Origin of the sequence: Streptomyces sp. N35 (assembly GCF_016464295.1) — a bacterium.
Classification (GTDB): domain Bacteria; phylum Actinomycetota; class Actinomycetes; order Streptomycetales; family Streptomycetaceae; genus Streptomyces.
Genome location: NZ_JAEIMH010000078.1, coordinates 29738 through 42943 on the forward strand (window position 1 = coordinate 29738; position 13206 = coordinate 42943).

Genomic DNA, 13206 nt, shown 5'->3' on the forward strand with positions numbered 1-13206 from the left:
CCCCCGGTGACCCCTGGTCGCCGGGGGCTTCGCGCTGCGTGCTCTCCTTGCCCCAACTCCCGGTCGCCACAGGCGCGTTGTCCGTACGCTCGGACCATGGTCGATCCCGGAACAGTATGGGTCCGTGTCGCATCGAGCCTCGTCGCGCCTCTGGTCCGCAGACTCTTCACACAGCCGGGGCCGGGTGCGGGTCTTACCGAAAGGCCGGTACGGGTGTCGGCACTGGTCAGCTTCAAGGGGGAGCAGCGCACGCTGGGCCCCAAGGAAATGAAGCGTCTCGTACGGGAGTTGGTACGGCGCACGGGCGAGAGGCACGTCCCGGGCGAGCTCGATGCGGTCGCCGACGCCCTCGAACGCACGCTGTGCGGGTTGGGGGACCTGGACCTCGATGACGTACAGGCCGTAGCTCTCGGCCATCAGGCCCTGGCCCGGCGCCTGCACGACGCGGCGGGCGGTGACCAGCTCGTCAGGTGGCTCAGCCAGGCCGCGGAGGACCTCTATGCGCGGCTCCTGGACAGCGCTTGCCTCCATATCCTGCACTTCTTCACCCAACGCTCCCCGTTCGTCGCCCGCACGCTGGTGGAGCACAGCAGGCAGCTGCGGGACCTGATCGAGCGCACCGACGTCCTCATCGAGCGCCTCGGCTCCCAGTCCGCGGCCGACGCGGGCTTCGAGGAGCGGTACGCGGCCCACATCGCCAAGAAGCACAGCAGCCTCACGATCTTCGGTGTCGACCTCACCGAGAGCCGCCAATGGCCGTTGGACACCGCCTACTTGAGCCTTCGGGCCACTCGCGAGCCAGCCTTCGCGACCATGGACGGCGCCGAAGCCCTCATGGGCGAGTGGACCCCGTCCGTCGCCCAACCCGCCGAACAGGCCCTGTCCGGCCACACCCGGATCCTGCTGCGCGGACACGCCGGCTCCGGCAAGACGACGCTCGTCCAGTGGCTCGCGGTGACCACGGCCCACCAGGACCGGCTCACCGGCGAACTCGCCCACCTCATCGGCCGCGTGCCGTTCGTCCTGCCGCTGCGCACCCTCACCCGCAAGGGCGCGGACCTGCCGCCGCCCGCCGACTTCCTGCGGGCCGTCAACTCCCCGCTCACCGGCGCCCAGCCGACGGGCTGGGCGGACCGCGTGCTGGCGGCCGGCCGCGGTCTGCTTCTGATCGACGGCATGGACGAAGTCCCCGAGCAGGAACGCGTCCGCGCCCACGGCTGGCTCACCGACCTGCTCTCCGCGTACCCCGACAACCTGTGCCTCGTGACCTCCCGCCCTTCCGCCGTACGCGAGGACTGGCTCGGCGCCGAGGACTTCACCGAGCTGACGCTCGCCCCGATGGGCCGCGAGAACCTCGCCGTCTTCGTCGACCGCTGGCACCAGGCGGCCGGTGCGGATCCAGCGCTCGGCACGGCCCTCCTGGATGCGATCCGTACCAAGCAGGACCTGGGCCGTCTCTCCACCAACCCCCTGATGTGCGCGCTGATCTGCGCCCTGCACCGCGAACGCCGGGGCTTCCTGCCCCGCGGCCGCAAGGCCCTCTACGACGCCGCGCTCTCCATGCTCCTGGAACGCCGGGACCGCGAACGCGATATGGCAGGCACCGGCCTCGAGCTCGACGAGGAATCCCAGACCGAGCTCCTGCAGAAGCTCGCGTACTGGCTGATCCGCAACGGGCGTTCCGAGATGGACAAGACGGACGCGCTCGCCCAGCTGGAGCGCCTGCTGCCTGCCATGCCGTACGTCGCGGAGCAGGGCACCTCGGCCACGGTGCTGCGCCACCTGCTCGACCGCTCGGGCCTGCTGCTCGAACCCTCCGCCGACTCCGTCCAGTTCGTCCACCGCACGTTCCAGGACTACTTGGGCGCACGGGCCGCCGTGGAGGAACGGGACTTCGACCTGCTGCTCGGCCAGGCACACCTGGACCAGTGGGAGGACGTCCTGCGCATGGCCGTCGCCCACGCCCGGCCCGAAGAACGAGCCCGGCTGCTGCGTGGTCTGCTGGAGCGTGGCGACCGGGAACCCGAGCACCGCACCCGCCTCCATCTCCTGGCCATGGCCTGCCTGGAGCATGCAGTGAAGCTGGATCCTCAGGTACGGACGGAGACAGAGGAGCGGGCGGCCCGCCTGATCCCTCCGCATAATTTCTACGAATGCCGGGAGCTGGCCGACCTCGGCCCGATCGTCCTGGAGCTGCTGCCAGGCCCCGCCGAACTGACCGATCCGGCACTCGCCCCGTACGTCGTTCAGACCGCCGGCCTCATCGGCACGGACGCGGCCCTGCCCTGCATGGTGAAGTACCGGGACAGCGACAACCCCGCCGTGCAGCTCCAACTCGCCCAGTTCTGGGCCGCATTCGAGACCGACGCCTATGCCACCGAGATCATCGACCGCCTGCGCTTCAAGCCGGACATTCCGATCATCGTCGGGTCCACGGCCGAACTGACGGCGCTCCGCCGCCTCGGCGGACACGACTATCTGGACTGCGTCGGCGACTTCACCGCGGACGAGCTCGTGGAGCACCTTGCGGACCTGCCCGTACAGCGTCTGCGGCTCGCCGCGAACACAGCCCTGGACAGCCTGGAATTCCTCGGGCACTTTCCCGATCTGCGCACCCTCACGCTCTATAGATGCCCGGCCGTCTCGTCATGGGAGGCGTTGCGCGGACTCCCCTTGGAAAGCCTTTTCGCCGCCCAGACCCCGGTCGTCGACACCAGCCCGTTGCGCACCCTCACGGCGCTGAAGCACGTGACGCTCCGCACCATCACGGCCGCCCGCAATCTGGCCGACCTCTCCCGGGACGCCCCTTTGAAGGGCATCTTCCCGCCCGTCGACATGCCGGACCTCTCCGTACTTCTCGAATTCCCCCGGCTCAACCAGGTGGGCCTGGATCTCGAAACTCCCCTGGGCGCCAAGGACTGGCGCGTGCTGGCGCAACTGCCCGAACTGACTTACCTGACCCTCAACTGCCGCGAACTGCTTTCCCTCGCGTCGAGTGACATCACCCTGGAAAGGGTCACCAACGTCTACATCAGCAGTGAGCGGGATGCCGTGGACACCCGCCCACTGGCCGGGCTGTTCCCCGCCCTGGACACGCTCTCGGTGATCAACGCATCCGAAATCGACTTGGCTCCCCTGGCGGAATGCCTCCGCCTGGAAACAGTGAACGTGACGGACACGCTCAGGGTCGAGGGCGGCGACACCCTCCCCGACCGCATCAGCCTCACCCTCACCCCGCGCCCTGCCCGGCAAAGGTGACGGCACGGCACACCAAAGGGCGGCCCCCGGAACCGAAGTTCCGGGGGCCGCCCTCTTGTACACGCACTCAGGCCGCTTACGCGTCCTTCGTCAGGTTGGGCCCCGACCCACCAGCCGCCGACTCGATCGGCGGCACGTCCGGCAGAGCCGACTTCTCCTCGCCGCGGAAAGTGAACGTCGCCGCGTCACCCTCGCCCTCCGTGTCCACGACCACGATGTGACCGGGGCGCAGCTCACCGAAGAGGATCTTCTCCGACAGACTGTCCTCGACCTCGCGCTGGATCGTGCGACGCAGCGGACGCGCTCCCAGAACCGGGTCGTAACCCTTCTTGGAGAGCAGCTCCTTGGCGGACTGGGAGAGCTCGATGCCCATGTCCCGGTCCTTCAGGCGCTCGTCCACCTTGTCGATCATCAGGTCGACGATCTTGAGGATGTCGGCCTGCGTGAGCTGCGGGAAGACGACGACGTCGTCGACACGGTTGAGGAACTCGGGCCGGAAGTGCTGCTTGAGCTCGTCCGAGACCTTGTTCTTCATGCGCTCGTAGTTCGTCTTCGTGTCGCCCTGCGCCGCGAAGCCAAGGTTGAAGCCCTTGGAGATGTCACGGGTTCCAAGGTTGGTCGTCATGATGATGACCGTGTTCTTGAAGTCCACGACGCGGCCCTGGGAGTCGGTCAGGCGACCGTCCTCCAGGATCTGCAGAAGCGAGTTGAAGATGTCCGGGTGGGCCTTCTCGACCTCGTCGAAGAGCACGACGGAGAACGGCTTGCGGCGGACCTTCTCGGTCAGCTGGCCGCCCTCTTCGTATCCGACATAGCCGGGAGGCGAGCCGAAGAGCCGCGAGACGGTGTGCTTCTCGCTGAACTCCGACATGTCGAGGGAGATCATCGCGTCCTCGTCGCCGAAGAGGAACTCGGCGAGAGCCTTCGAGAGCTCCGTCTTACCGACACCGGACGGACCGGCGAAGATGAACGAACCACCGGGGCGCTTCGGGTCCTTGAGGCCCGCACGCGTACGACGGATCGCCTTGGAGAGCGCCTTGACGGCATCGGTCTGGCCGATGACGCGCTTGTGCAGCTCGTCCTCCATGCGCAGCAGACGCGAGGACTCCTCCTCGGTCAGCTTGAAGACCGGGATGCCGGTGGCGGTCGCGAGGACCTCGGCGATCAGCTCGCCGTCGACCTCGGCGACGACGTCCATGTCGCCGGCCTTCCACTCCTTCTCGCGCTTGGCCTTGGCAGCCAGGAGCTGCTTCTCCTTGTCGCGCAGGGAGGCGGCCTTCTCGAAGTCCTGCGAATCGATCGCGGACTCCTTGTCGCGGCGCACGCCCGCGATCTTCTCGTCGAACTCGCGGAGGTCCGGCGGCGCGGTCATCCGGCGGATACGCATCCGGGAGCCGGCCTCGTCGATCAGGTCGATCGCCTTGTCCGGCAGGAAGCGGTCCGAGATGTACCGGTCGGCCAGCGTGGCCGCCTGGACGAGGGCCTCGTCCGTGATGGACACACGGTGGTGGGCCTCGTACCGGTCGCGCAGACCCTTGAGGATCTCGATCGTGTGCGGCAGCGACGGCTCCGCGACCTGGATCGGCTGGAAGCGGCGCTCGAGGGCCGCGTCCTTCTCCAGGTACTTGCGGTACTCGTCGAGCGTCGTGGCACCGATGGTCTGCAGCTCACCGCGGGCCAGCATCGGCTTGAGGATGCTGGCGGCGTCGATCGCGCCCTCGGCGGCACCCGCACCCACGAGGGTGTGGAGCTCGTCGATGAACAGGATGATGTCGCCGCGGGTGCGGATCTCCTTGAGGACCTTCTTCAGGCGCTCCTCGAAGTCACCGCGGTAGCGGGAACCGGCGACGAGCGCACCGAGGTCGAGGGTGTAGAGGTGCTTGTCCTTGAGGGTCTCGGGCACCTCGCCCTTGACGATGGCCTGGGCGAGGCCCTCGACGACGGCGGTCTTGCCGACGCCGGGCTCACCGATCAGGACCGGGTTGTTCTTGGTACGGCGCGACAGGACCTGCATGACGCGCTCGATCTCCTTCTCGCGCCCGATGACCGGGTCGAGCTTGGATTCGCGAGCGGCCTGCGTGAGGTTGCGGCCGAACTGGTCCAGGACGAGGGACGTCGAGGGCGTGCCCTCGGCGGGGCCGCCGGCGGTGGCGGTCTCCTTGCCCTGGTAACCGGAGAGCAGCTGGATGACCTGCTGCCGCACCCGGTTGAGGTCTGCACCCAGCTTGACCAGGACCTGGGCGGCGACGCCCTCGCCCTCACGGATCAGGCCGAGCAGGATGTGCTCCGTGCCGATGTAGTTGTGGCCCAGCTGAAGGGCCTCGCGGAGCGAGAGCTCCAGGACCTTCTTGGCACGGGGGGTGAAGGGGATGTGGCCGGACGGAGCCTGCTGGCCCTGACCGATGATCTCCTCAACCTGCTGGCGGACCGCCTCAAGCGAAATGCCGAGGCTCTCCAGGGCCTTTGCGGCGACACCCTCGCCCTCGTGGATCAAGCCCAGGAGGATGTGCTCGGTGCCGATGTAGTTGTGGTTGAGCATCCGGGCTTCTTCCTGAGCCAGGACGACAACCCGCCGCGCGCGGTCGGTGAACCTCTCGAACATCGTTAATCGCTCCTCAGAGCGGTCAGGCAGTTAGGGGTCGGTCCCCTCCCTGTCCTTCCGCAGCTTAGTCCCGCAAGCGGGGACCGCTCATTCCAACTGCCGACACCCGGCCCAGAACCTCGGGGGCTTTTCTGCCCCGAGAGCCGACAACTGCTCCAACCCGATGGTGCGAGACGATGTTCCCGCAGGCCAGGCAGTTACCCCTTTCACCGGTACGCCGATGGCGAACGGGAGACGGACCTGCGGTGCGTGTCGCCCCTCCTCACTAGGAATGTCTTACCCGCAGGCACTGACACTCCATGCGGCGCACCCCGGTTCCCTCCGCTACGGGCGAACACCCTTGCGCCCCCGCAAGGGCCTTGACGACCCCACCGAGGGAACCTTCCGTACACGACGTGGAACGCTGCGTAACCCTGGATGGTTCCCGGGAGTTGCTCCTGGCATGGTCCCCAGCACGGCGACTCCGCGCGTCCCGCTCCCCCGCCGCCCCCTCATGGGCAGCCGCATTCAGCGGTGGTACGAGGAGGAGCTGGGCTGGGCCGTCGTGCCCGGGGCGCAGGTGCGGCTGCGCACGGGGCTGCGGTTCGACGTACTGGAGCTGCCGGCCGCGGCCGGCCACGCGGTGTGCGGGCGACTGGGAGCGCGGGGCACGGGGCCGGTGGCACTCCAGGGGGACACCCCGCGGTTCCTGGTCGCCCCGGGCAGCGCGGGGGGGCTGCCCGGGCTGCCCTCGACTGGCTGGAGTGGGGTGCGCTGGCCCTCGATCTGCGGGCCGTGGGCGCGGGCGGAGCGATCGACGCGCCGCTGCCGCCCGGACTTCCGGGCCCGCGGGGAGCCGCCGTATGGCTGCGGCCCCCCGAGCCGGGATGCGAGGTGGAGCCGACACTGCCGGCCCTCACCACCCTCGGGGGCAGCGCGGACGCGGGCCCCGATCTCGTACGCCTCGTGGACGCGGCGGCGACTCAGTGCCACCGGGCCCGGCTGCTGAGCGCGACTCAGCCGTTGGCCTTCTGGTAGGCCTCGCGGATCTCCTGGGGAACGCGGCCGCGCGGCTTGACGTCGTGGCCGTTCTCCTTCGCCCACGCGCGGATCGCGGCGGTGTCCTCGCTGCCGCCCGTCGCGGCGCGCGCCTTGCCGCGCGCACCCGAGGCCCGGCCACCGGTGCGACGGCCACCCTGCACGAACGGTGCGAGGGCGTCGCGGAGCTTGTCCGCGTTGGCGGTGGTGAGGTCGATCTCGTACGTCTTGCCGTCCAGCGCGAACGTCACGGTCTCGTCGGCCTCGCCGCCGTCGAGGTCGTCGACAAGAAGGACCTGAACCTTCTGTGCCACCGGATTTCCTTTCATCGATAACTGCATTTGGAGTACGCCGGAAAGCAAACCGCTTTTGCCGGGAAAACACAAACCCCCGGGAGAACGCGAGGGCTCAAGAGCCCTAGAAACATGCGCGTTTCGGACATAGCAGCCGCTTCAAGTGCGGCCGTGGGAACACTGCTCAGTTACCGCGCCCGAAAAACCTCGGGCCGTCGATCACAGGTGCAGAAGCATCCGGCTGTTGCCCAAGGTGTTCGGTTTCACTCGTTCGAGACCGAGGAACTCCGCGACACCTTCGTCCGCGGACTGCAGCAGCTCGCTGTACACATCACCGTCGACCGGAGTCTCGCCGATCTCCACGAAACCGTGCTTCGCGAAGAAGTCGACTTCGAAGGTGAGACAGAAAACCCGGCGCACTCCGAGCCAGCGCGCGGTCTGCAGCAACTTCGCGAGGAGTTGATGCCCCACTCCCGCGCCCTTGACGTCACCGTTCACCGCGAGGGTGCGGACTTCCGCGAGGTCTTCCCACATCACATGCAGGGCGCCGCAGCCGACGACCTTCGCGTTGTCATCACGTTCTGCCACCCAGAACTCCTGGATGTCCTCATAAAGCGTCACCGTCGCTTTGTCGAGGAGGATGCCGCGGCGTACGTAGGAGTCGAGGAGCTCACGCACTGCGGGGACATCGGCGGTACGGGCACGGCGGATCGTGACGGCTTTCGCCGGCGCCTGCCGTTCGGGAAGTGCAGCGGACATGTCCGGACGCTATCGCCCTTGACCGCCTTCACCGGACGGGGGGTTGTCCGGCCCCGCCACCATGCGCACCGCATCGCTGAGCGCTTCGCGCTGCTCCGGCGACATCATGCCGAAGAAGGCGACGAGTGCGGCCGCGGGGTTGTCGCTTCGGGACCAGGCTTCGTTCATCAGAGCCGCCGCGTAGGCGGCCCGTGTGGAGACCGCCTCATATCGATAGGCGCGGCCTTCCGCTTCTCTGCGGACCCAGCCCTTCTGATGGAGATTGTCCAAAACGGTCATCACGGTTGTGTACGCGATGGACCGTTCCTGCTGAAGATCTTCCAGAACCTCTCGAACGGTCACCGGGCGGTTCCACTTCCACACCCGCGTCATGACCGCGTCTTCGAGTTCTCCCAGGGGGCGAGGCACATCAGCACAATAGTGGGAGATACCCGTTATGGCCTGCCCATCGGGCACAAAAAGGGCGTACGGCTCGACGAGTATTTCCGAGCCGTACGCGAAGCCGTACGCGAAAGGGGTGCGGTGCTCAGGCCTTCGGGGCCCCGGGCACGGGCGAAGCCGTCTGACGGGCGGCCTCGGCGCGGGCGAGGGCCGCGTCCACGGCGGCGTCCTCCTTGGCCTTCTTGTCGCCGCCCTGGGTCTTCACGATCGTCCTGATGACAGCACCGAAGAAGACGGCCATCACTACGGGGGGCAGGAGCGCGGAGACGTAGTCCATGCCCCCAGCGTAGCCAGGAGGATGAGGAGTGTCGGCCGGGGGCCCGGTTTATCAGCCCGCCGCGCGCTTCTGCGGCGAGGGATCGGGTGCCGGGCGGCGCTTGGGCGGGAACACCTCGGCCGGGGTGGGCACCGGGCGCGGGGGTGCGGGGCGCTGCGGCTGCGGACGGTTCGGCCGGCTCGCGGGCTCGTCGGCCGCGCGCCCGCCGGGCAGGGCGAGCAGATGGGTGCGGGAGACCGGGACCGTACGGCCGGAGAGCTTGGCGCGTACGGAGGCCTCCGCGAGCGTGCGGCAGCGGTCGAGGAGCGCGGCCGCGGCCGGGTTGCCGCGCAGCGCGCGCAGCGCGGCGAGGTCGTCGGGGACGGGACGGTACCCGGCGGCCAGGGCGTCCGCGAGGAGTTCGAGGTAGCCGGTGGTGGAGCCGGGGAGCGCCTGGCGGTACCGGCCCAGATCGGCAAGGAGGAAGGCACGCAGCCGCTCCGACTCGCGTACCGCTTCGTCGAGGCTCTCCGCGAGACGCAGGCAGTCCTGCGCCTCGGAGGTGCCGGCGTGGTCGGTCTTCAGGGCGATGGCGAGGGCGCCTCGGAGCACACGCAGCTCGTCTGCGCTGAACGCCATGCCGCCGCGGGATCCGTATGGCGTGGGCATGGGCCGACGATACGCACTAATCCGACAAAAAAGGTTTATGGGTTCTTTGGTGGGCGCGTTGCTGTTCCGCGCGCCCACCGGTGTCGCCGCGCCCACCGGTGTCGCCGACCGCGTGAGTCTGCGGCGACGTCAGCTGCGCGACACGTTCCGCTCGTAGACGAGGCGCAGGCCGATCAGGGTGAGCCAGGGCTCGTGCTCGTCGATCACCGCGGAGTCGGCGAGCACCAGAGGGGCGAGGCCGCCGGTGGCGATGACCGTGACGTCGTCCGGGTCCTCGGAGAGTTCCTTGGCCATCCGGTGGACCAGGCCGTCGACCTGCCCCGCGAAGCCGTAGAGGATGCCGGACTGCATGGCCTCGACGGTGTTCTTGCCGATGACGTTGCGCGGGCGGTTGAGCTCGATCTTGCGAAGCTGGGCGGCCTTCACGCCGAGAGCCTCGACCGAGATCTCGATGCCGGGGGCGATCACACCGCCGACGTACTCGCCGCGTGCGCTGACCGCGTCGAAGGTGGTCGCGGTGCCGAAGTCGACGACGATCGCCGGGCCGCCGTACAGCTCGTTGGCCGCCACCGCGTTGATGATGCGGTCGGCGCCGACCTCCTTCGGGTTGTCGAAGAGGATCGGGACGCCCGTCTTCACGCCCGGCTCGACGAGTACGGCCGGTACGTCGCCGTAGTGGCGGCGGGTGACCTCGCGCAGCTCGTGCAGGACGGACGGGACCGTGGAGCAGATCGCGATGCCGTCGATACCGTCGCCGAGCTCCTCGCCGAGCAGCGGGTGCATGCCCATCAACCCGTTGAGGAGTACGGCGAGTTCGTCGGCGGTGCGGCGGGCGTCGGTGGAGATGCGCCAGTGCTCGACGATCTCCTCGCCGTCGAAGAGGCCGAGGACCGTGTGCGTATTTCCTACGTCGATCGTCAGAAGCATGCCTTACACCGCTTCGCGCAGGTCGAGGCCGATGTCCAGGATCGGCGAGGAATGGGTGAGGCCGCCCACGGCCAGGTAGTCGACGCCGGTCTCCGCGTAGGCGCGGGCGGTGTCGAGGGTGAGGCGGCCGGAGGATTCGAGCAGCGCGCGGCCCTGGGTGAGGGCGACGGCCTCGGCGGTCCCGGCCGGGGTGAAGTTGTCGAGGAGGATCAAGTCGGCGCCCGCGTCGAGGACTTCGCGCAGTTGGTCGAGGGTGTCGACCTCGACCTCGACGGGCACGTCCGGGAACTGTGCCCGTACGGCCTTGAAGGCCCCCGCGACGCCGCCCGCCGCGACCACGTGGTTGTCCTTGACCAGGGCCGCGTCCGAAAGCGACATGCGGTGATTGACGCCGCCGCCGCAGCGGACCGCGTACTTCTCCAGGGCGCGCAGGCCCGGGGTGGTCTTGCGGGTGTCGCGGACCTTCGCCTTCGTACCCTCCAGGGCGTCCGCCCAGGCGCGGGTCGCGGTCGCGATGCCGGAGAGGCGGCACAGCAGGTTGAGCGCGCTGCGCTCGCCCGTGAGCAGGTCGCGGGTGCGGGTCGTGACGCTCAGGAGCTTCTGGCCCGCCTCGACGCGGGCGCCGTCCTCGACGTGCCGCTCGACCTCGAAGGCCTCCTCGCAGACGATCGACAGGACGGCCTCGGCGACGCGCAGACCCGCGACGACGCCGGCCTCGCGGGCGGTGAAGTCGCCGGTGGCGACGGCGTCTTCGGGGATCGTGGCGACGGACGTGACGTCCACGCCGCCGTCGAGGTCCTCGGAGAGCGCCATGTGCGCGATGTCCTCTACGAGTACGGGGTCGAGGCCCGCCTCGGCGAGCAGCTCGGCCAGCGCGGGGTCGAGACCGCACTCCAGGGCCGTCTCGTCACCGCAGGCGCAGCCGTCGCCGCAGCCGCCGTCGTCGGCGTTGTCGACAAGGGGAAGGTCGGTGCTCACTGCTGCTCCTGGGCTCGGGTCGGAGGGAAGTATGCGGTGTCGGTGGTGTGCACGGCGAGCGTGCGGTCCGGATTGAGGGTGACGACGATGTGCTTGCGCCACTGCTCGTCGTCGCGGTCGGCGTGGTCCTCGCGCCAGTGGCAGCCGCGGGTCTCCGCCCGCAGCCGGGCGGCGGTGACCAGGACCCGGGCGACGCACAGGAGGTTGGTGGACTCCCAGGTGTCGGTGCCGGGTTCGGCCGTCTTGCCGTGCTCGGCGAGCGCGCCGCGGGCCTCCGCGTGGATCGCCTCGATCCGGTCCGCGGCCTCGGCGAGCGACTCCGCGCTGCGCAGGACGCCCGCGCCCTCGGTCATGATCCGCTGGATCGCGAGCCGCGCCTCGGCCGGCAGCAGCGGGTACTGCGGGACTTCCGGGTGCGGTACGGGGGCGGGGGCGCCGGCCGCGGGCAGTTCGGCCGTGATGTCGTCGGCGATGCGCTCGGCGTAGACCAGGCCTTCGAGCAGGGAGTTGGAGGCCAGGCGGTTGGCGCCGTGCACGCCGGTGCAGGCGACCTCGCCGCAGGCGTACAGACCGGGGACCGTCGTACGGCCGCGGCTGTCGGTGCGCACGCCGCCCGAGGCGTAGTGCGCGGCGGGCGCGACCGGGATGGGCTCGGTGACCGGGTCGATGCCGTGGGCGCGGCAGGCGGCGAGGATGGTCGGGAAGCGGTGCTCCCACATCTCGGCGCCGAAGTGCCGAGCGTCCAGGTACATGTGATCGGCGCCCTGCTCCAGCATCCGGCGCGTGATGCCCTTGGCGACGATGTCGCGCGGGGCGAGCTCGGCCAGCTCGTGCTGTCCGACCATGAAACGGACCCCGTCGGCGTCGACGAGATGGGCGCCCTCCCCTCGTACGGCCTCGGAGACCAGCGGCTGCTGGCCCTCCGCGTCCGCGCCGAGGAAGAGGACGGTGGGGTGGAACTGCACGAACTCGACGTCGCTGATCTCGGCGCCCGCGCGCAGGGCGAGCGCGACACCGTCGCCGGTGGAGACCGAGGGGTTGGTGGTCGCGGAGAAGACCTGGCCCATGCCGCCGGTCGCGAGCACCACGGCCCGGGCGTGCACCGCGCCGACCCCGTCGTGCTGGCCCTCGCCCATGACGTGCAGCGAGACCCCGGCCGTACGGCCCTCGGCGTCGGTCAGGAGGTCGAGGACCAGCGCGTTCTCGATCGTACGGATGCCTGCTTCGTGTACCGCCTCGTTGAGCGCGCGGGAGATCTCGGCGCCCGTTGCGTCGCCTCCCGCATGGGCGATACGGCGGCGGTGGTGGCCGCCCTCGCGGGTGAGCTCGATCTCGCCGCTCGACGGGTCGGTGTCGAACTGGGCGCCGGAGCCGATCAGCCTCCGTACCGCGTCCGGTCCTTCGGTGACCAGGATGCGCACCGCGTCCTCGTCGCACAGGCCCGCGCCCGCGACCAGGGTGTCGTCGAGGTGCTGCTCGGGGGTGTCGCCGTCGCCGAGCGCCGCGGCGACGCCGCCCTGGGCCCAGCGCGTGGAGCCGTCGTCGAGGCGGGCCTTGGTGACGACGACCGTCCGCAGATCGGCCGCCGCGCAGCGCAGGGCGGCGGTCAGGCCCGCGACTCCCGAGCCGACCACGACCACGTCGGCGTCGATGGACCAGCCGGGGGCGGGGGCGTGCAGGCGTATGCCCGTGCCCGTCTTCGATGTGGTCCGGCTGCTCATACGGCGGCTCCGAAGGTGAGCGGAATGTTGTCGATCAGACGGGTCGTGCCGACTTTCGCGGCGACCGCGAGGACCGCCTCGCCGGTGAAACCGTCGGCGATCTCGGTGAAGTCGGACGGGTCGACCAGGGCCAAGTAGTCCAGGAGGAGCGGCGGTTGAGCCCTGGCCGCGTCGTCGAGCACACAGCGCGCGGCCGCGCGGACCGCGGCCGGGCCGCCGGTGTGGGCCTGCGCGACGGCGTGCGCGTCGGCGGCGGCGCGGGCCTCGCCGAGCGCGCCGAGCGCC

General features: G+C 69.7%; 11 protein-coding genes and 1 pseudogene. 2 read left to right on the plus strand and 10 right to left on the minus strand.

Going from position 1 to position 13206, the window contains the following annotated elements:
* Positions 1-96: 96 nt before the first annotated feature.
* Complete coding sequence (locus JAO81_RS32520) at positions 97-3258, plus strand: NACHT domain-containing protein (protein WP_199551565.1); 3162 nt, start codon at positions 97-99, stop codon at positions 3256-3258.
* Between the two features lie 76 nt (positions 3259-3334).
* Here the strand turns inward: JAO81_RS32520 and JAO81_RS32525 are convergent, their stop codons facing one another.
* The gene (locus tag JAO81_RS32525) at positions 3335-5860 is read right to left on the minus strand and encodes an ATP-dependent Clp protease ATP-binding subunit (protein WP_165336140.1); all 2526 of its coding nucleotides are present in this window, start codon (positions 5858-5860) and stop codon (positions 3335-3337) included.
* A 442-nt stretch (positions 5861-6302) separates the two neighbouring features.
* Between JAO81_RS32525 and JAO81_RS32530 the strand changes: the two are divergent.
* A pseudogene (locus tag JAO81_RS32530) lies at positions 6303-6877 on the plus strand (SCO3374 family protein).
* On the opposite strand, the gene JAO81_RS32535 reads toward JAO81_RS32530, so the two are convergent.
* The 9 genes from JAO81_RS32535 to JAO81_RS32575 form a co-directional block, all read right to left on the minus strand.
* The gene (locus tag JAO81_RS32535) at positions 6856-7191 is read right to left on the minus strand and encodes an Lsr2 family protein (RefSeq protein ID WP_199551566.1); all 336 of its coding nucleotides are present in this window, start codon (positions 7189-7191) and stop codon (positions 6856-6858) included. The pseudogene JAO81_RS32530 and the gene JAO81_RS32535 sit on opposite strands and share 22 nt — an antisense overlap.
* A gap of 198 nt (positions 7192-7389) precedes the next feature.
* The gene (locus JAO81_RS32540; protein ID WP_199551567.1) at positions 7390-7929 is read right to left on the minus strand and encodes an amino-acid N-acetyltransferase; all 540 of its coding nucleotides are present in this window, start codon (positions 7927-7929) and stop codon (positions 7390-7392) included.
* 9 nt (positions 7930-7938) lie between these two features.
* Positions 7939-8337 carry a BlaI/MecI/CopY family transcriptional regulator gene (locus JAO81_RS32545; protein ID WP_199551568.1) on the minus strand — a complete coding sequence of 133 codons (399 nt, stop codon included), beginning with the start codon at positions 8335-8337 and terminating at the stop codon, positions 7939-7941.
* 118 nt (positions 8338-8455) lie between these two features.
* A complete protein-coding gene (locus JAO81_RS32550; RefSeq protein WP_165336136.1) occupies positions 8456-8647 on the minus strand; it encodes a hypothetical protein in 192 nt (63 codons plus the stop codon).
* Positions 8648-8698: 51 nt separating this feature from the next.
* Positions 8699-9265 (minus strand): hypothetical protein, encoded by a 567-nt coding sequence (locus JAO81_RS32555; protein WP_199551573.1) that lies wholly within the window; start codon positions 9263-9265, stop codon positions 8699-8701.
* A gap of 159 nt (positions 9266-9424) precedes the next feature.
* A complete protein-coding gene (locus tag JAO81_RS32560) occupies positions 9425-10222 on the minus strand; it encodes a type III pantothenate kinase (RefSeq protein WP_165336134.1) in 798 nt (265 codons plus the stop codon).
* A 3-nt stretch (positions 10223-10225) separates the two neighbouring features.
* On the minus strand, positions 10226-11200 hold the full coding sequence (nadC, locus tag JAO81_RS32565; protein ID WP_199551569.1) for a carboxylating nicotinate-nucleotide diphosphorylase: 975 nt from the start codon (positions 11198-11200) through the stop codon (positions 10226-10228).
* On the minus strand, positions 11197-12921 hold the full coding sequence (locus JAO81_RS32570) for an L-aspartate oxidase (protein ID WP_199551570.1): 1725 nt from the start codon (positions 12919-12921) through the stop codon (positions 11197-11199). Before JAO81_RS32570 ends, nadC begins: the two co-directional genes overlap by 4 nt.
* Positions 12918-13206 (minus strand): pantoate--beta-alanine ligase (locus JAO81_RS32575; RefSeq protein WP_199551571.1); only part of this gene is annotated, 289 nt, incomplete at its 5' end. The genes JAO81_RS32575 and JAO81_RS32570, both read right to left, overlap by 4 nt.

Excerpts from the sequence above, each read along its gene's own strand:
- JAO81_RS32550 (WP_165336136.1), bottom strand. The coding sequence starts at position 8,647 with ATGGACTACGTCTCCGCGCTCCTGCCCCCCGTAGTGATGGCCGTCTTC.
- JAO81_RS32540 (WP_199551567.1), bottom strand. The coding sequence starts at position 7,929 with ATGTCCGCTGCACTTCCCGAACGGCAGGCGCCGGCGAAAGCCGTCACG.
- JAO81_RS32520 (WP_199551565.1), top strand. The coding sequence starts at position 97 with ATGGTCGATCCCGGAACAGTATGGGTCCGTGTCGCATCGAGCCTCGTC.
- JAO81_RS32560 (WP_165336134.1), bottom strand. The coding sequence starts at position 10,222 with ATGCTTCTGACGATCGACGTAGGAAATACGCACACGGTCCTCGGCCTC.
- JAO81_RS32555 (WP_199551573.1), bottom strand. The coding sequence starts at position 9,265 with ATGGCGTTCAGCGCAGACGAGCTGCGTGTGCTCCGAGGCGCCCTCGCC.
- JAO81_RS32525 (WP_165336140.1), bottom strand. The coding sequence starts at position 5,860 with ATGTTCGAGAGGTTCACCGACCGCGCGCGGCGGGTTGTCGTCCTGGCT.
- JAO81_RS32570 (WP_199551570.1), bottom strand. The coding sequence starts at position 12,921 with ATGAGCAGCCGGACCACATCGAAGACGGGCACGGGCATACGCCTGCAC.